At 67.9% G+C, this 20,320-nt stretch carries 5 protein-coding genes; 1 reads left to right on the top strand and 4 read right to left on the bottom strand.

The window, feature by feature from the left end:
* A partial coding sequence (locus A5695_RS28705) for a hypothetical protein (RefSeq protein ID WP_156749735.1) occupies positions 1 to 249 on the bottom strand: 249 nt, incomplete at its 3' end.
* On the opposite strand from A5695_RS28705, the gene A5695_RS18685 reads away from it, so the two are divergent.
* On the top strand, positions 232 to 2,820 hold the full coding sequence (locus tag A5695_RS18685; RefSeq protein ID WP_068085339.1) for a polyketide synthase dehydratase domain-containing protein: 2,589 nt from the start codon (positions 232 to 234) through the stop codon (positions 2,818 to 2,820). The genes A5695_RS28705 and A5695_RS18685 overlap by 18 nt on opposite strands.
* A gap of 106 nt (positions 2,821 to 2,926) precedes the next feature.
* On the opposite strand, the gene A5695_RS18680 is transcribed toward A5695_RS18685, so the two are convergent.
* From A5695_RS18680 to A5695_RS18670, 3 genes are read right to left on the bottom strand one after another with little or no spacing between them, the layout of a single operon-like run.
* Entirely contained in the window at positions 2,927 to 4,666 is a 1,740-nt protein-coding gene (locus A5695_RS18680) for an AMP-binding protein (RefSeq protein ID WP_304442348.1), read from the bottom strand.
* Between the two features lie 46 nt (positions 4,667 to 4,712).
* Positions 4,713 to 7,346, bottom strand: a complete 2,634-nt coding sequence (locus A5695_RS18675; RefSeq protein WP_068085335.1) for a PEP-utilizing enzyme — start codon at positions 7,344 to 7,346, stop codon at positions 4,713 to 4,715.
* Between the two features lie 2 nt (positions 7,347 to 7,348).
* Positions 7,349 to 19,912 carry a type I polyketide synthase gene (locus tag A5695_RS18670; protein ID WP_068085332.1) on the bottom strand — a complete coding sequence of 4,188 codons (12,564 nt, stop codon included), beginning with the start codon at positions 19,910 to 19,912 and terminating at the stop codon, positions 7,349 to 7,351.
* Positions 19,913 to 20,320 lie beyond the last annotated feature (408 nt).

The raw sequence follows: 20,320 nt of genomic DNA, 5'->3' as shown, positions 1-20,320 counted from the left end.
GCCCGTCACCCGGTCGATCATCAACAGCATGGGATCGGCCAGCCGGGCACCCGCGCCGAAGAACTCGTCCGGGCGGGCATGTAGGTCGACGACCGAAGCGTCGCAGGGCAGCTCCAAGAGGTAACGCTGATCTTCCGTTACGGGAAGCCCGTTTTGGTGCTGCAACGCCTCGTGGGGAAAGTATCCGAACACCGTCGTGAACGTGTAGACGGGTCCGTCGTCCGCCTCGATGTGGCCGTCGAAGCTCACGATGATGGTTCCACCCGCCCGGACGAGTTCTTCGGCGCGGGTGCCCGGCTGGCCGATCCCATGCTGTTGATGATCGACCGGGTGACGGGCCGTTGGCCCACCGGCGGCGCCGCCGGCCTCGGCCAGTGGCGCGCGGAAAAAGACGTCGATCCCGCGGAGTGGTTCTTCAAAGCCCACTTCTACCAAGACCCCGTTCAACCCGGATCGCTCGGCGTCGAGATGCTGGTGCAACTCCTACAATTCGCGATGCTCGACCTTGGCCTGGGCCAAGAAGCGGGCCTGTCTGCGCGCTTCGAACCGGTGGCGCTGGACACCGCGCTCACCTGGCGGTATCGCGGCCAGGTCGTGCCCACCAACAAGCAGATCGTGTCGCAGGTGGAGATCACCCACCTAACCCGATCCGACGACGGCATCCTGGCAGTTGCCGAGGGCTCATTGTGGGTTGACGGCAAACGCATTTACAGCGCAAGCAACCTCAGCATGCGCATGATCGGGGGCACATCCGATCCCGCCGTCGGGACCGGGACGCTCGAGACGACCATCGATCCCGCGCGCGACACCTGGATCGCCGATCACTGCCCGACGTATGTGATCCCGTCGCTGCCGATGATGTCGGTGCTGGACCTGTTCGCGCAGGCCGCCGGGCGCGCCGCTGGCGGCGCCAAGGTGGTCGAGATCACCGACGTGCGAGACCTTCGCTGGATCGTCATCGATTCACCGAAGCAACTCCGGGTGGTCGCCGAACCGGTCGAACCCGGGCGCTTTCAGGGCCGCTTGGAAGTATGGCGAGACGCGTCCAGACCCGAGCTGTCTCGCTGGGAAACGCAGGCACGGGCGGTCATCGTCACCGCGGACCACTACGACGGTGTTCCGGCAGTGCCTGCTCCGCTGAAAGACGCAGTGCCCTTTGCCAACCCGTACGACGGGACGCTGTTCCACGGTCCCTCGTTCGCGACGCTCATCGACGGCGCCCGGATCGGCCGTAACGGCTCGGCCGGGACGCTCGCGGTGGGGCGGTGCAAGGTCCCGGCGGGCCGGCTGCAGCCGGGCCTGCTCGACGGCGCGCTGCACATCGTCCCGCACGCCGCGATGAGTTTCTGGACCAACGGTTCGGACACCGAATCGCATTCGGAAGCCACGGATCCGACGGTGGCATATCCGCATCGGGTGACGTGGGCCCGGTTCTACGGCGACGCGCCCGCCGAAGGAATGGTGGACGTGGAGGCCCGATTCGTCGGGTTCGATGATGTCGAGGCCCGCATGCCCGTCATCGATCTGTGGCTCAGCGTCGCCGGCAAGCCGTGGGCGAACCTGCGCGTGGTCGAGATCCTGCTGTCTAAGGGGCCTTTCGCCCGGATCAGCGGCCTCGAGCGACGCGCTTTTCTCGCCGAGGCGCGTGCGGTGCCCGCCGTGTCGTTGAGCGACCGGGTGGGTCCTGGGGTGATGACGCTCGATTCCGCCCGGGCGGCAACGGTGGACTGGTTCAAAGGCACGCTGCAAGCGATCTACTGCACCGGCAGCCAAGGCGATTCGTTGATCGCCGATATCGCCATCAAAGAAGCTGTCGCCGACGCCGCCCACAGCGCGATCCACCCGTCGCAGGTGCGGGTGGCCCGCGGGCAGGTCAGCTGTCCGGCCCTGCCGCTCGAGCGGGTCCGCGTCGACGTCGAGCAACCGCACGCGGGCGCGTACCGCGCGACCGCATCGTTGGCCACGGACTGGCAACCGGTACGCAGCTGGTCGATCGAGAGACTGCGGATATCGCCGGGTGAATTCGGAGATCTTCTCCATTGGGCGCTGCTGTCTCGGTATGTCAGGCACGTCATCGTCGCAGATCCCGCCGCGACGGCGGCGGTTCGTGGCCGCCCAGTGCTGTTGCTGGGCAACCACCAGGTGCAGGTCGAATCTCTGCTGGGCACCTCGATCGCCTCCTGGCTGACGAACACCAGGGTCACCACGATCGCCAACGCCAAACACGAAACCCGTTGGATCGGTGAACTTCTGCGACTGTTGGACGCGACCGACGGCAACAAGCTCGGCAATGTCCGTTACTTCGATCAGCGCAATCCGCAGCAATTCTTCAGCCTGATTGACCAAATCAAGAGCGATGCCGCCAACCACGGGACGTCAGCCATGGTGCATGCCGACGGCACTCGACACGTCCGCGCCGGTCAGCGGGTCGAACGGCTCACCTCCACGCTGCTGGACATGGCGATCGAGGCGTCAATGCCGATTGTGCCGATGTATTTCGCGGGAGGCTTGCCCCAAGTACCGGTGGATCGCAAACTCGAGGTTCCGTATCGCCATGCCGCGCAGGACTATATCTTCGGTCGGCCGATCATGCCCGAGGAACTGACCGCGTGGGCCTACGCTGACCGTCGACGTCGTGTCATGGACGCCATCAACGCGCTTGCCCCGTTCAGCGGGGCGCCACACGAGCCGAACGTCGCGGTGGAGAACCGGGTCGCCACGCCGGACACCCCCAGCCTCGAGGCGATCTGGGGCTGCCTGGAAGACGCCTTAGATGCGCTCCCGGTGGAGTGGCGCGGCGCCATCCACCGGGATCAATAGGAGACACATTGCAGAGGCAGCTCTGCACGAAGACTCTTCATCGTCCCAAGGAACTCCACCACGAGGAAGACGACGAGGAAACTCCCGGCGCAGCCCCAGCTAGGAGCTAAGCGTCCAAGCGCGCGAATTCGTTTCGCTGGTATCGACCCACACAGGCCGATCGCCTGATTTTGCCGCTGGTGGTGATCGGAATCGAACCGGGGTCCACCAGGACCAGATCCGCGACCCGCAGGTTATGCGAGTTCGAGATTGCCGAGGTGACTTCACGCTTGATGACGCCGAATTTGCGCATCACGTCTTCCTCCGAGTCGCCCCGCTTCTTGACCTCCATCACGACGACAAGCTGGTCCACGCCGTCATTGGGAACGGCGATCGCCGCCACCCGGCCCCTGCTGATCTCCTGGATCGTCGCCTCGATGTCATCGGGAGCGTGGTTACGCCCGTAGACGATCAGCAGATCCTTGAGGCGGCCGACGACGAACAGCGCTCCCTCGGAGATGAAGCCCAGATCCCCGGTCCTGAGCCAAGGGCCTTCGGGCGTGCCGGCCGACGGCTCAACCAGCACACCGCCGAAGGTGCGCTCAGTCTCTTCAGGCTTGCGCCAATAACCCGCGCTGACGTTGCCGCCGTGCACCCATATCTCGCCGGTCGTTCCGTCTGCGCACTCGGTACGGGCCTCGGGATCGACGATCCGCACAGTGGGGCCTTGCAGCGCTGGATACCCGACAAGTGTTGTGCCCGTTTCGCTTTCGCACCGCCTCGCCTGGCCCGCGGAGAGTTGCTCGGAATCGAAGTGACCAATCTCTGGTGGCTCCCCCTCCGCACTGGTCGACACGTACAGCGTCGCTTCAGCAAGCCCGTAGGTGGACCGGACCGCCGCGGGAGAAAGATTGAACGGGGCAAACCGCTCCGTAAAGCGCTTGAGCGTTTCCGGGCGCACCCGCTCGGCGCCGGGCATAACGGCGATCACGTTGGCGAGGTCAAGCCCGGCCATGTCCTCGTCCGTTGTCCTGCGGGCCGCCAGGTCCAGAGCGAAGTTGGGCGCAGCCGTCGAGGTGCTGGGATAGGAGGCCAGCAACTGCATCCACCGGGCCGGGCGCTCCAGGAAAGCACCCGGGCTGATGAGGACCGAACGGCATCCCGACAGCACCGGCGTGCACACGCCCATCACCAAACCCAAGTCGTGGAAGAAGGGCGCCCACGTCACAATCGTGTGGTCCGGCGGTGCAACGCCTCCGCTTCGCGGAAAACAGGCGGCCATCGTCAGCTTGTAATTGGCCTGAAGGTTGGGATAGGAAATCATCACTCCGGCCGGCTGACGGGTCGATCCGGAGGTGTATTGCAAATACGCGGTGCTCTGGTAGTTGTGCTCCCCGGTATCGAACCGAGCCGGAGCGTCCAGGTCGAGCAAATCGATCTCGATGATCGACAGGGCGGGCTCGCTGGGCGGGCGCGCGACGTACCTGGTGACATCGGCCCCGGCGGAGGACGTGGTGAGAACCGCGCTCGGCGACGCGTCGCGCAGCACCGAATCGATGCGTTCATCGGCGACGCCGCCCATCGGCAGCGAAAGGGGAACCGCGATGATCCCGGCCTCCAGCGCGCCCAGGAAGGCGACGACGTAGTCGAGCCCCTGGGGCGCCAATATCACCGCGCGGTCGCCGGGTGCGGCGGCATTCCTGAGCTCACGCGCGACGTTGCGCACTCGCCGATACAGCTGGGGCCACGTCAAGCTCTCGGCGACGCCGGCCCAGTCCTTCTCGTAGTCGACAAACGTGTATGCCACGTCGTCGGGCTGCAGGCTGGCACGCTTACGCAGCAGGACCGGAAATGGGGTACCAGACACGTGCATCAGATTACCGTGCGTTTCGTGGCGGTTTGCAATCCGGACATCACGGGTGGCGACCGTTTGCCGGAAGCGCCGGACGATCTTCGAAGCCCGGTTCGAGCACGTGAATCTCGCCCGTAGCGCCGTCGACGTCGACGAGGGCGCCCGACCGCAGCAACCGGGTGGCCCCCGGAACATCGACCACACACGGAAAGCCGAACTCGCGGGCTACCACGGCCGCATGCGACATCGGCCCGCCCAACTCGGTCACCACTGCCGCGGCATAGCAAAATGCTGCGGTGTAGCCGACGTCGGTGACCTCGGCGACAAGGATTTCTCCGGGCTCCAGGTCGTCGATGGTGTCGGGCCGCACGATCCGCACCCTGCCTCGTACCCGGCCCCCGCAGACACCGAGGCCGCGCATGGCCTCCCCGCCGCCCAGCGCCTGCGACGACGCGGCCACGGGCTGCCAGCTCCCGTGGAACACCGCCGGCGGTGCGACGGCGGCCAGCCGGCTGTGCTCGGCCCGCCGGCGGGCCACCAACCCCGACACATCCACGGGAAGGGCTCCAATTTCCTGAAGTTCGTCGACCAAGAGATAGAACACGTCGTCAGGTGTCTTGAAGACCCCGGCCTCGGTCAATCGGCGCCCGTATTCCCGCAGCAGCCCCCGCAGCACCCAGTTAGCGCGCACCACCTTGTCGCGGCGAACCTCACGGTCGCGCAACTGCCGCGCGAACAGCGACGCCACGGGCCGGGCCCGCAACGGGATTCGCGGGTGCTGCGCCTGCGGCGCCGGCGGTACGCTGATTGCCCGGATCACCATCCGAACCAGCAACTCCGGATCATCGCCGTAGCTGGTCGAGAGCATCTCGAGTTCGGCCGGGCCGCGGTGCCCGATCAGGTCCAACTCGGAGAGCACCGCGGCGTGGAAGTCAGGGGCCGCCACGGCCAGCTTGCCAAGGCGGTCCCCCGGTTCGGCCAGCACGCGCAGCACTTCCGGATCGCGTTGGGCCGCGACCACCAGCCGGCGCACCGCCTGCACCGATCGCGCGCTGGCCAACTCCGGGCCGGCCGCCGGGGTGGTGTCGCCGCCGCACAAGCCACGCAGTAACAGGTTGAACGCCGTGCACAGCATGAATGACCCCGAGGCCAGCACCCAACCGTGCACGACGTGATCGCGTGCCAGCAGGCTCAGGCTGAGCAACCGGCCGTCGGCGAGGCGGGTGAGGTCACCGCCCGCGAGACGCTCGAGGCGGTCGATGTCGGCCACATAGGCCTGGGTGTCCCGCGACGAACCGGCGCTCAAGGCGACTTGGTTACCACCGACTATCCCGATATTGCGCAAGGTACGCAGTTGCCTTCGCGTCCAATGCCTTTCCGTGACGGGACGCTCCTCACCGAAGATCGGCAGGGAAGCCATGCTGGGGCCGAAGAATCCGCTCTTGCTGACCACCGTCGAGGGATTGATGAACGGGATCGTTTCGGCCATGAAATGCGCCGTCGTGATCGCCCCGTACAACCGGTGGCCGAATACCGCGACCATGCGCATCGCGATTTCACGCTCGATTATCCCCCCCGGCCGCAGCCGCTGAGCGACGCCGACACCGGCGGTTCGCAACGCGCGGACAGTCACAGACGCCGACGAAGGCGAGAACGGCCCGGGTAACGCCTCGGACAGGTTGGTGGCCAGGAAGGTCGGGAAACGAGGGTCGACCGGGGTGTCGAATTCGCCGTTGAGCCCTTCCGGCCCAACCAATTCCGGGAGCACCCCGTCAAGGGCGGGCGCGTCGGGCGCTGGCGGCTCGTCGATGGTGGCCAACCGCCACGGCAGCGAAATGACCCGCCTACCCACCGTCAGCCGACCACGCACGCCCAGCGCGAGGTCATCGACGCATTCGTTGGCGTTCCATGCCGGTTCGAATTTCCACAACTCCCCCAGCCGCGAGGTGTCCATCGGCGGGGCGCGGTGGATCAACTCCAGCTCGGCCAGCGAGGGCAGGCGTCGGCGCAGCGGCCCGGCGATCGAGCCGCGCAGCGGCACCAGCGGGCGACCGAGGGCGGCGGCGATCTGACGAAACGTCGGAGCGCCCGGTGCCGCGAGGTCCACCGTGCTACTTGGTATTTCGTCGACCAAGACAGCGCGTGTCAGCAGCCTCAGCGTGTCGTCGAGGTGCACGACCTGTATGGGACTGTCGGCGCGGTCCTCGGGAAAAGCCGGGAGGGCGAGCAGCCGACGCACCCAGTTGTCGACGTTACGGCCGACGACGAGAGCGCACCGGACGACGACCGAGTCGACGCCAGCGGCCGCCAGCATCTCTTCGACACGGGCGTGCTGCGCGCCCAACGGATCCGAGCCGCCAGCATGAGCCGACGAGGGGAAAACGATTCGCCCGGAACCGTTCTTGGCCATCGCCGCGAGGACGTTGCGGGTGCCCCCGATATTGACCTGATCACTGATTCGCTGGTGGGGCCCGGGGTCCTTCGCCCACGCGCAGTGTGCGACGACGTCCGCGGCAGCCACGCAGCGCTCGACGACGGCCGTGTCCCGAATGTCACCAGTGACGAATTCGGCTGCGCTCGGCCAGTTTCCGGGCCGGTGACGGGCAAGCCCGACGACGTCGTGGCCCTGGCTGAGCAATCGGAGAACGAGCCCACGCCCAAGTACCCCGCTCGCCCCGGTGATCGCGATTCTCATGGCTAGTCGTCGTCGTTCAGTAACGCCGCGTTCAGCAGGTCGTCGAGGTCCATGTCCGCGATGTTCTTCTCCGCGGGCGCCGCGCCGGCCGCCGGCTGTCCGTCAACCCCGCCGTCGCTGCCGTCGGACTCGTTCGCCAACGCCAGCAACAGCTCCAGAACCCCCGCCTGGCGCAGACGCTTGACCGGGATCGAGCCCACCGCGCGCTGGATTTCGGCTTCCCCGGGCACTGCGGCCGGAGCGAGCGGCTCGGACGTCTCGACCAGCTCGCGATGGATGTAACCGGCCAACGCGGCGGAGTTGGGGTAGTCGAATATCAGCGTCGGCGAAAGTGCTAGTCCGGTAACGGTTTTGAGCCGGTTGCGCATTTCGACCGCGGTGAGCGAATCGAAACCCAACTCCTGGAACGCCTGGTCGGGGTCGATCGACTCAGGGCTTGCGCTGCCCAGCACGGTCGCGATGCTAGAGCGCACCAGATCCAGCAGTACTTCGCGTTGCTCGTCCTCGGGTAAGCCTTCGAGGCGTTGCAGCAGAGCGGATTTCGACTTGGCGGCCGCCAACGAATCATCGACTCGACGACGGGTCGGCACGTTGATCAGGTCAACGAACATCGGCGGCAGCGCGCCCCCGTCGAACTTGGCCTGCAGCGCCGCCAGGTCGATGTGGGCCGGCAATACGAACGGTTCGTCGACGGCCAGTGCGGTATCGAACAACTCCAGCGCCTCGTCCGACGCCATCGCCAGCACCCCGTCGCGGGCGAAGCGGGCGAAACCGACCGTCGCCAGTCCCCCGGTCATGGCGCTGGCCTGCTCCCACAGGCCCCAGCCCAGCGCGATCGCCGGCAGACCCTGGGCCCTCCGGTGCACGGCGAGACCGTCCAGGAACGAGTTGGCCGCACCGTAGTTGGCCTGCCCCGTTGAACCCACCAGCCCGGCCAGCGAGGAAAACAGCACGAACGCCGACAGATCCAGATCGCGGGTCAACTCGTGCAGGTTCCACGCCGCGTCGACCTTGGCCCGCAAGACCCCATCCATCCGCTCGGGACTCAGCGACGTCACAAGCGCGTCGTCCAGCGCCCCGGCGGCATGAATGACCGCGGACAACGGATACTGCACCGGGATATCGGCGATCACCTTCGCCAGCGCCGCACGATCGGCAGCATCACAGGCCACCACCTGCACTTCGGCTCCGGCCGCGCTCAATTCGGCCACCAACTCCGGTGCCCCCGGTGCCTGCGGCCCACGCCGGCTCAGCAGCACCAGGTTTCGCGCGCCGTGCCGAGACACCACATGACGCGCCAGCGCCGAACCGGCCATCCCGGTACCACCGGTGATCAGCACGGTGCCCGCCGCCCACGCGCCCGGCATGGTCATCACGACCTTGCCGACGTGGCGGGCCTGACTCAAGTACCGCAAGGCCGCCGGCGCGCGCCGCACGTCGAATGTCGTCACCGGCAACGGCCGCAGCACCTCGGCCTCGAAGAGCTCGGTCAGATCCGCGAGTATCTCCCGGATGCGGTCGGCTCCAGCCTCCATGAGGTCGAAGGCGCGGTAGCGCACCCCGTGATATTCCTCGGCGATGGCCGCCGGATCCCGGACGTCGGTCTTGCCCATCTCCAGGAACACCCCGCCGGGCGCCACCAACCGCAATGAGGCATCGACGAATTCGCCCGCAAGCGAGTCCAGAACGATATCCATGCCCGCTCCGCCGGTGACCGCACGGAACTTCTCCTCGAATACCAGGCTCCGCGAGTCCGAAATATGATCGTCGTCAAAACCCATGGCCCGCAACGTGTCCCACTTACCGCGACTCGCGGTGACGAACACCTCCAGGTCGAAGTGCCGAGCCAACTGCACCGCGGCCATTCCGACACCGCCGGCACCGGCATGAATCAGCACCCGCTGGCCCGCCTTGGCGGCGGCCAGATCAGTGAGCGCGTAGTAGGCGGTGGTGAAAACGACCGAGATGGTGGCCGCCGCGGTGTGCGACCAGCCCGCCGGAACCTTCACCAGCAGCCGCTCATCGGTCACGGCGATCGTTCCGGTGCCTTCAGGGAACAGTCCCATGACCCGATCGCCGACCTGGAAACGCCCGTCGCCCGCGGCGGTTTCGGTCACCACCCCGGAGGCTTCGATGCCCATCTTCGCGTCCGGGTCGGGGTACAGGCCCAGCGCGATCATGACGTCGCGGAAGTTGGCGGCGATGGCCGACAGCGCGACGCGAACCCGCCCGGGCGCCAGCGGCGCTTGGACCTCCGAGCCGTCGGGAATGCGCTCCAGCCGAACGTCGTCGAAGGTGCCCTGGCTGCTCATCGCCAGCCGCCAGGGGCCATCGGCCGGCGGCACCAGCAGGGCGCCGACGGCAGCGCTGCCGTGGACCCGCGCGGTGTGAACCGTTCCGCCGCGCAGCACCACCTGCGGCTCATTGGCCGCCAGCACCGCGGCGGCCGTCGAATCGTCTAGTGGGGTATCGGAATCGACGAGCACGATGCGGCCGGGATGCTCGGTCTGCGCCGCGCGCACCAAACCCCACACCGCCGCACCAGCCAGATCGGTGACATCCTCCCCCGGCAACGCCACCGCGCCGGTGGTCGCCACCACCAGCGTCGCCGCGCCGTCGCGGGCCAGCCAGGTTTGTAGCGCCGCCAGCGCGGCACGGGTGGCCGCGTAAACGTCCCCCAAGACATCGCCAGCCACCGGTGACGATTCGAACAGATACACCGAGGGCTCGACCTCGACCGTATCTAATACCGTTGTGTCCCAGCGGATCACCGACACCGGCTGTACATCTTGTGACGGCTGCGCCGACCAGTCAACCTCGAAGAGCCGGTCGGCGCCCGAACCCGACACCGCGGCCCGCAACTGCTGCTCGCTGACCGGGCGGGCCACCATCGACGAGACCGACAGCACCGGCAACCCCAGCCCGTCGGCCAGTTCGATCGACATCGAGGACGGACCGGTCCGCACGATTCGCGCCCGCACCGCCGTCGCTCCCGCCGCATGCAATGACACGCCCTGCCAGGAGAACGGCACCAGTACCGAACCCTCGGCAAGCTCACCGTCTTTCGATGCCAGCATGACCGCGTGCAATGCCGCATCCAGCACGACGGGATGGATCCCGAATCCGGCCACCGACAGGCCCGCGACGTCGGCGCCGGTGGGCAGGGCGACCTCCGCGAACACTTCGTCGCCGCGACGCCACGCCGACGTCAAACCCTGGAATGCCGGCCCGTACCCGTAACCACGTTCGGCCAGCCGCTGATACCCGTTCTCGATGTCGACCGCGACGGCGCCGGCCGGCGGCCAAACCGATAGGTCTGCGCTGGGCTCAACCGACCCCGCAGTCAGCGACCCCTCGGCGTGCAAGAGCCAGGCGGAGCCCGCCTCGGCGCGCGAAAACACTGAGACCGTGCGGGCGCCCGACTCTTCGGCGCCACCGACCACGACGCGCACCGCGACCGAACCCCCAGCCGGCAACACCAGTGGCGCAGCCAGATTCAACTCGTCGACGACTCCGCAACCCACCTCGTCGCCCGCGGCGATCGCCAACTCTACGAACCCCGCACCGGGGAAGATCGTCGTCCCGCCGACGGCGTGATCGGCCAGCCAGCTCTGCACGCCGGCCGACAACCGGCCCGTCAGCACCACGCCGCCGGAGGCCGGCAACTCGACCACGCCGCCCAGCAGCGCATGCCCGCTCACGCTGAGCCCCAGGCCGGCGGCGTCGGCGGCGCCACCACCACCGGAGAGCCAGAACCGCCGCCGCTCGAAGGCATAGGTGGGCAGCTCGACGAAGTTGCCCGGCCCGATCGCTGCGCGCCAGTCCACATCCATGCCGGCGACAAACTGTCGCGCGACGGCGTTGGTCAGCGTCTCGGGCTCGGGGCGATCTTTGTGAATCACCGACGTAGTCACGACGAGGGCCTCGGGCAGCGTTTCTTCGATCGCAGCCGTCAGCCCTCCGCCGGGACCGACTTCCAGGAACCGGGTCGCCCCGGCGGAGTGCGCGAAGCGGATGCTGTCGGCGAACCGGACCGCTTCGCGGATGTGACGCTTCCAGTACGACGCCGAACCGAAGTCGTCGTCGGCTAATTGGCCGGTTAGGTTGGAAATGATCGGGATGGTGGCCTTCGCAGTGGCGAACCCGGCGGCGACGGCGCCGAATTCGTCGATCATCGGGTCCATCAACGGTGAGTGGAAGGCGTGCGAGACCGCCAGTCGGTGGACTCGGTGACCGTCAGCCCGGAACCGGTCGGCGATGGCGGTCACCCTGTTCTCGGCACCCGAAATCACCACCGAGGCAGGCCCGTTGACCGCGGCGAGGCCGATGTCGGCGCCCAGCAGCGGTCGAACTTCCTCTTCGGTGGCCGCCACGGCGAACATCGCCCCGCCCGCCGGCAGAGCCTGCATGAAACGGCCGCGGGCGACCACCAGCACCGCGGCGTTCTCCAACGGCAGGACGCCAGCGACGTGCGCGGCGGACAGCTCGCCGACCGAGTGCCCCATCACGAAATCGGGCCGCACACCCCAGGATTCGAGGAGCCTGAACAGCGCCACCTCGATCGCGAACAGCGCGGGCTGCGCGAATTCGGTGGTGTTCAGCAGGTCCTGCTCGTCACCCCACATCGCCTCGCACAGGGGACGCAGCAGGTGGCGATCGAGTTCGGCCACGACGGCGTCAAAGGCCTCGGCGAACACCGGGTATCCGGCGTGGAGCTCGCGCCCCATGCCAAGCAATTGGGACCCTTGGCCGGGGAAGACGAAGACGGTCTTGCCCGCCGCTACCGGCCCGGTCGCGGTGCCGCGGATGACCGAGCCGGCCAGGTCGTCGCCGGCCAATTCGTCGAGTCCCGCCAGCAGCCGGTCCCGATCGGCGCCGACCACCACCGCGCGGTGCTCGAACACCGACCGGCCCGCCAATGACCACCCGACATCGGCAAGGTGAAGCGCACCGCGGGCCCGCACGTGAGCGGCCAAGCGCTCGGCCTGGCCGCGCAGGGCCGTCGCCGACTTCGCCGCGACCACCCACGGCAGCACCGGCGGCCTGGAGCTCGGCACGACCTCCGCCGGCGGCGCGGCCTCCACAATCACATGCGCATTGGTGCCGCTGATCCCGAACGACGAAACGCCCGCGCGGCGTGGGTGATTCGCCGATTCAGCCTTCCAAGCCCGGGCTTGCGTGAGCAGCGACACCGATCCCGCCGACCAATCCACATGCGGGGTGGGCTGATCCACGTGCAACGTCGCCGGCAGCGTCTCGTGGCGCATCGCCTGCACCATCTTGATCACCCCGGCCACGCCGGCCGCGGCCTGCGTATGACCCATGTTCGACTTGATCGACCCCAACCACAGCGGCTCGCTGCGATGCTGACCGTAGGTCGCCAACAAAGCTTGCGCCTCAATCGGATCGCCCAACATCGTGCCGGTGCCATGGCCCTCGACCGCGTCAACGTCGGCCGGGCTCAGTCCGGCATTGGCCAGCGCGGCCCGCAGCACGCGCTGCTGCGACGGGCCGTTGGGCGCGGTCAGCCCGTTGGACGCACCATCCTGATTGACCGCCGAACCCCGCACCAAGGCCAGCACCGGATGCCCCAACCGCTGCGCATCCGACAACCGCTCCACCACCAGCATGCCGCCGCCCTCGGCGAATCCGGTGCCGTCGGCGGCCCCGGCGTACGCCTTGCACCGTCCGTCGGCGGACAGACCGCGCATGCGACTGAACTCGACGAAGATGTCGGGGGTCGCGTTGATCGTGACGCCGCCGGCGAGGGCCAGGTCGCACTCGCCGGAGCGCAGCGACTGTATTGCCATGTGCAACGCCACCAACGACGACGAACACGCGGTATCCAGCGAGACCGCCGGCCCCTCCAGCCCCAGCGCATACGACACGCGGCCCGACGCCACACTCGACGATTGCCCGGTCAGCCGGAAGCCCTCAACCGCCTCCGACGAGCCCATGCCGTAGGCCTGGGCGTAGACCCCCGCGAATACCCCGGTGGCGCTGCCCCGCAACCCGCCGGGTTCAATTCCCGCACGCTCCAACGCCTCCCAGGACAACTCGAGGAACATGCGCTGCTGGGGGTCCATCGCCAGCGCCTCGCTGGGTGACACCCCGAAAAAGGCCGGATCGAAGTCCGCCACACCGTCCACGAAGCCACCGGCCTGGGTGATGCAGGTGCCGGGGACGTCGGGATCTGGGTTGTAGAGATCGGCCAGGTTCCAGCCACGGTCGCGCGGGAATTCCGACACCAGGTCTCGACCCTCGATCAGCATTTCCCACAGGTCGTCCGGGCCATTCACTCCGCCCGGGAATCGACACGACATGCCGACGATCGCTATCGGATCGTCACCGGTGGCGCGAACGGCCGGGGTGTGAGTGATCGCTTGCGGCACGCCGGCGAGTTCGGTGCGGATGTAGGATGCCAGGGCGTTCGGCGTCGGATAGTCGAAGATGAGCGTCGGCGAAAGCGCAAGCCCGGTAACCGTTTTGATCCGGTTGCGCATCTCGACCGCGGTCAGCGAGTCGAAACCCAAATCCTGGAAAGCCTTGTCCGGGGCGATGGCCTCGGGGCTGACGTTGCCCAGCACGGTGGCGATGTTGGACCTCACCAGGTCCAACAGCATGGCCTGTTGCTCGGCATCGGGCAGGCCGTGCAACCGCTGCGCGAGAGCCGATTTCGACTTCGCGGCGGCCAGCGAGTCGTCGACGCGGCGGCGAGTCGGCGCGTTGAACAGGTCGGCGAACATCGGCGGCACCGCACCCGCGTGCGCGCGCAGCGCGGTGATGTCGATGCGGGCGGGCGCGATGAACGGCGCGTCGACGATGAGCGCCGTATCGAACAGTTCCATCGCCTCATCCGACGAGAGCGCCAGGACGCCATCGCGGCTCAGCCGCGCCAGGTCGGCGGCGTCCAGCCCGCCGGTCATGGCGCTGGCCTGCTCCCACAGCCCCCAGCCCAGCGAGACGGCCGGCAGGCCGTGGGCGCGCCGGTGTGCGGCCAACGCGTCGAGGAACGAGTTGGCGGCCCCGTAGTTGCCCTGCCCTGAGGATCCGACCAACCCGGCCAGCGAGGAGAACAACACGAACGCGGACAGATCCATGTCGCGGGTCAGCTCGTGCAGGTTCCACGCCGCGTCGACCTTGGCCCGCAACACCGCGTCCACCCGCTCCGGGGTCAGCGATGTCACCACCGCGTCGTCCAGCACGCCGGCCGCGTGCACGACACCCGACAGCGGCGATTCCGCTGGGATATCAGCGATCACCCGCGCCAGGGCTGAGCGGTCTGATGCGTCGCAGGCGACCACCCGCACCCGGGCACCGGCGGCCTTTAGCTCTGCGACCAATTCGTCGGAGCCCGGCGTGTCCGGGCCCCGGCGGCTGACCAGCACCAGGCTCCGAACGCCGTGCTGCGCCACCAGGTGTCGGGCCAGCGCCGACCCGGCCATGCCGGTTCCTCCGGTGATCAGCACGGTGCCCGAGGCCAGCCCGCCGGGCAGGGTCATCACGACCTTGCCGACGTGACGTGCCTGGCTCAAGTACCGCAGCGCCGCGGGCGCCCGCCGGATGTCGAACGTGGTGACCGGCAAGGGGCGCAGGACGCCGGCGTCAAACAGCGCGGCAAGCTCCAGCATGAACTGGTGCATGCGGGGACGGCCGGGCTCGAACAGGTCGAACGCGCGGTAGCGCACCCCCGGGTGATCCCGGGCGACCAACCCGGAGTCGCGGATGTCGGTCTTGCCCATCTCCAGGAACACGCCGCCGGGTGCAACCAAACGCAGTGAGGCATCGACGAATTCGCCGGCAAGCGAGTCCAGAACGATATCCATGCCCGCTCCGCCGGTGATCGCCCGGAACTTATCCTCGAATTCCAGGCTGCGCGAGTCCGAAATATGATCGTCGTCGAAACCCATGGCCCGCAACGTGTCCCATTTACCGCGGCTGGCGGTGGCGAACACCTCGAGCCCCAAATGCCTGGCCAGCTGCACCGCGGCCATCCCGACCCCACCCGCGGCGGCGTGCACCAGCACCCGCTGGCCCGGCTTGGCGTCGGCCAGGTCCACGAACGCCATGTACGCGGTGGCGAAGACGACCGATATGGCGGCGGCTTCGGCGTAAGACCAGTCCGCGGGCTTGCGCACCAGCAGCCGCACATCGGCGGCAACCAGGGTGCCGCTGCCCTCGGGGAAAAACCCGTACACCGAGTCACCGACCGCGAATTCCGTGACCCCCGGACCGACTTCGACCACCACTCCGGCGCCCTCGCCGCCGATCCGCGCGTCGTGGGTGAACAGGCCCAGCGTGACCATGATGTCGCGGAAGTTCGCCGCGATGGCGCGCAGCGCCACCCGCACCGTGCCCGGCTGCAGCGGCGCTCCGGCGTCGGGAACGGGCTCCAGCCACAGATTCTCGAACGTGCCCGCGCTGCTCAACCCCAGTCGCCACGGCCCGTCGGCGGGCGGTGTCAGCAGCTCGTCGACGGCGCGGCTGCCGCGGACCCGCGGGACGTACACCGTGTCGCCCCGCACCAACGCCTGCGGCTCGCCCCCCGCCAGCACGGCGGCGACCCGGTCGGCATCCAGCGGCCCGTCGGAATCGACGAGCGCGATCCGGCCCGGATGTTCGGTCTGCGCAGACCGCACCAGGCCCCAGACCGCCGCGCCCGCCAGGTCCGTGACATCCTCCCCTGGCAGGGCCATCGCTGCCCGGGTGGCCACCACCAACACGCCCGAGTCGCGTTCGGTCAACCACGACTGCAGGGCGTCCAGGGCCAGGCGTGTGCGCTGATAGCTGTCTGCTACCGGATCATCAACGCCCACAACGGATTCGAACACCTCATAGGCCGTATCGGGAGCCGACCCGGAACGGCCGGACACCGGTGACCAGCCCACCTCGAAGAGCCGGTCGGCGCCGTGGCCCGCGCGAGACAACACAGCGGTCTTCAGCTGTTCCTCGCTGACCGGCCGCACCACCATCGCGCGGACCGACAGCACCGGCAATCCCAGCCCGTCGGCGAGCTCGATCGCGGCCGCGGAATCACCCGCGCGCGTAATCCGCACCCGGACAGCCGAGGCGCCCGCGGCATGCAAGGAAACGCCCTGCCACGAGAACGGCACCGCGATCTCCGAGAGGTCCGAATCGTCTGCTGCCACAACCAAGGCGTGCATCGCAGCGTCGAGCAGGGCCGGGTGAATCCCGAAGCCACCGACGCCCCCGGCCGCCTCCGGCAACGTCACGTCGGCGAAAACCTCGTCGCCGCGGACCCAGGCCGCGGTCAGCCCCTGGAACGCCGGGCCGTAACCGTATCCGCGCGCGGCGAGCCGCTCGTAGCCGTCGGCGGTGTCCACCGCGACGGCGCCCGCCGGCGGCCACACCGACAGGTCTGCCCCGGCCTCGATCGGCTCGGAGCTCAGCGTGCCTTCGGCGTGGCAGATCCACGCGGAGCCGGCATCCGCCCGCGAGAACACCGAGACATCACGCTTGCCGGATTCGCTGGCGGGACCCACGACCACTTGCACCGCAACCGATTCCGAGGCCGGCAGCAACAGGGGTGCCTGCAACGTCAGCTCGTCGACCACTGGGCAGCCGACCTCGTCGCCGGCACGGATCGCCAACTCCACCAGGCCCGAGCCCGGGAAGATCGATACACCCGACACAGTGTGATCGCGCAACCAGCCGTGGGTGCTCGGCGACAATCGGCCCGTCATGGCCACAGCGCCCGATGCCGGCAGATCGACCACCGCACCCAGCAGGGCATGGTCGGTGGTCTTGAGCCCCAAACCGGTGGCATCGGCCATTAGGGTTTCGGAGAGCCAAAAGCGGCGCCGCTCAAAGGCGTACGTCGGCAGCTCGACGAATCCGGCCCCGTCCAGCATCCCGCGCCAGTCCACGCCCACACCCGCGACGAATGCGGTGGCGGCCGATGTCAGGAACCGCCGCAGACCGCCGTCTTCGCGACCCAGTGTGGGTACGACAATGGGCGCAGTGTCGCTCCGGTCGCCACCTTTGGCGCAATCGCTGACGGTGTCCTCGATGCCGGCCACCAACGCGGGATGTGGGCTGGATTCGATGAACGTGCGGTAGCCCTGCTCGCACGCGCTGCGCACAGCCGGGTCCAGCTGCACGGTCTGACGAATGTTGCGATACCAGTACTGCGCGTCCAAACCTGCTGTGTCGAAACGATTTCCGGTTACGGTCGAGAAGAACGCGGTACGCGTGGACTGCGGCTCGAGGTCGGCCAGCGCCTCGATGAGCTCTGCCTGTATCGCCTCGACCTCGGCCGAATGCGAGGCGTAGTTGACGTCGATCCGCCGGGTGCGCAGGTCCAAGTCGGCGCAGAACGCGATGAGTTCCTCGAGCGCGGCGACCTCACCGGACACCACCACCGCCGAGGCACCGTTGATCGCGGCAATGCTCAGTCGATTCCCGTAGGCCGCCAACAGTTCCCGCGCCCGGTCGACGCCGCATGCGATCGACACCATGCCGCCGGGAGCGGCGAGCGACCGCAGCAACTTGCTGCGCAACGTCACCACCTTCGCCGCGTCCCGCAACGACAGCGCGCCCGCCACATAGGCGGCGGCGATCTCACCCTGAGAATGTCCGATCACGGCATCGGGACGGACACCGACCGACTTCCACAACTCGGCCAGCGACACCATCACCGCAAACAACGCCGGCTGCACCACATCGACACGATCCATTCCCGGGGCGCCCGGAGCGCCACGCAGGACATCGGTCAGTGACCAGTCCACGAATTCGGTGAAGGCTTCCGCGCACGCATTGATCTGCTCAGCGAATGCCGGTGAGCTGTTGAGCAATTCGATGCCCATGCCGAGCCACTGTGAGCCCTGGCCGGGGAATACGAAGACGTTCTTGCTCGCGGGCGCGGCGGCACCGCGGACTACCACGGAAGCCGGGTCATCCTCAGCCAGCTTGTCCAGTCCGGCCAGCAGCTCGTCCCGGTCGCCGCCGACGACCACCGCACGGTGCTCGAAGGTCGCGCGGCCGGCCAGCGTCCAAGCAACATCGGCGACGTCGAGCTCCGGATGAGCGTTCAGGTGCTCGGCAAGCCGGGCCGCCTGATTCCTCAGCGCCGCAGCGGACTTGGCGGACACCACCCACGGGACCACGGGCGCGCCGGCTCCGCTCGCGGGTTGCCGCGAGCTTTGCTCACAGGGTGTCTCTTCAACGATGACGTGCGCGTTGGTGCCGCTGACCCCGAACGAAGAAACTCCGGCCCGCCTGACGTGTCCGCCGGCCTGCTCTCGTCCCTGCTTCTTCCAAGGCCGGGGCTCGGTGAGCAGCCGAACCGACCCCGCCGACCAGTCCACATGCGGACTTGGCACGTCCACGTGCAGTGTCCCCGGCAGCATCTCGTGGCGCATCGCCTGCACCATCTTGATAACCCCGGCCACACCGGCGGCTGCCTGAGTGTGCCCCATGTTCGACTTGATCGACCCCAGCCACAGGGGTTCTTCGGACTCCGTCCGATCCTGCCCGTACGTGGCCAGCAAGGCCTGAGCTTCGATCGGATCACCCAGCATGGTCCCGGTCCCGTGACCCTCCACCACATCGACCTCGGCCGCAGACAAACCAGCGTTAGCCAGGGCCGCGCGCATCACCCGCTGCTGGGACGGACCGTTAGGCGCCGTCAAACCGTTCGACGCACCATCCTGATTCACCGCCGAACCGCGCACCAACGCCAACACCGGATGCCCCAGCCGCTGCGCATCCGACAACCGCTCGACCACCAGCATCCCGCCGCCCTCGGACCAGCCGACCCCATCGGCCGCGCCCGCGTACGGCTTGCACCGACCGTCAGGTGCCATTCCGCGATGCCGGCTGAACTCCACGAAAATCGTCGGCGTGGCATTGACCGTCACACCGCCCGCCAGAGCCAGGTCGCACTCGCCAGAACGCAGCGACTGGATGGCCATGTGCAGCGCGACCAACGACGACGAACACGCGGTGTCCAGCGATACCGCCGGCCCTTCCAAGCCCAGCACATAGGACACTCGCCCCGACGCGACGCTCGACGTCGTGCCAGTCAGACGATGACCCTCTGCCTCTTCGCCCAACATTCCGTAGCCTTGGACGACGAGCCCCGCGAACACGCCGGTGCTGCTGCCTCGCAGCCCGCTGGGGTCGATTCCGCCGCGTTCGAGCGCCTCCCAGGACAGCTCTAGCAGCATCCGATGCTGGGGATCCATCGCCAGCGCCTCACTCGGCGCGATGCCGAAGAACGCGGGGTCGAAGTCGGCGACTCCGTCCACGAACCCGCCGGTGCGCGCGTACGACTTGTGCCGAGCGTCGGGATCCGGGTCGAAAAGCCCGTCCAGGTCCCAGCCTCGGTCCGTGGGAAAGTCCGACATCACATCGCGGCCGTCGGCAACCATCTGCCACAGGCCCTCCGGTGAATCGATCCCGCCCGGGAAACGACAGGCCATACCGACGATGGCGATCGGCTCGCTCGAGCGCTCCAGCAACGCACGGTTGGTGCGCTTCAGGCGTTCCACCTGGACCAACGCTTTACGCAGCGCTTCGGTCGCATGCTGGAGTTGATCAACCATCACTCACCTCGCCTCACAATTGGGCCGCCGTTGACCGTCGGCTGCGGCAATTGCCGCATCACGGAATTTGCTGGACGAAGCGCCGTCGTCACTTTTCCGACCAGCCCCGTGTACCTCTCGGGCCCAAGAAATGTCGCTAGTGAGTATGGCCACCTCTGGGAGGATTTCAAACGGTCCGATACTCCTAGCCAAAAGAAATGCGATGCTGCGCTCCCGACGCGCCCGCTACACACCGGTTTCCCAAACATGCCAGTACGCCCGGCCTGTCGTCGATGGTACGACTCTACGCGATCGATCATCGATGTTAATCATTCGCATCTCGGTCTGAAGCTCGTGGGACCGCGCCGGCAAGGAGCGATCAAACATGCGCTCGTCGGCAGCCCTGGCGGCGTGGATCGTCGCTTCCCA

Source organism: Mycobacterium sp. E1747 (assembly GCF_001667775.1).
In the GTDB taxonomy this organism is placed as follows: Bacteria; Actinomycetota; Actinomycetes; order Mycobacteriales; family Mycobacteriaceae; genus Mycobacterium.
This window is presented reverse-complemented; position numbering and strand designations above follow the sequence as displayed.

Excerpts from the sequence above, each read along its gene's own strand:
- A5695_RS18670 (WP_068085332.1), bottom strand. The coding sequence starts at position 19,912 with ATGGTTGATCAACTCCAGCATGCGACCGAAGCGCTGCGTAAAGCGTTG.
- A5695_RS18675 (WP_068085335.1), bottom strand. The coding sequence starts at position 7,346 with ATGAGAATCGCGATCACCGGGGCGAGCGGGGTACTTGGGCGTGGGCTC.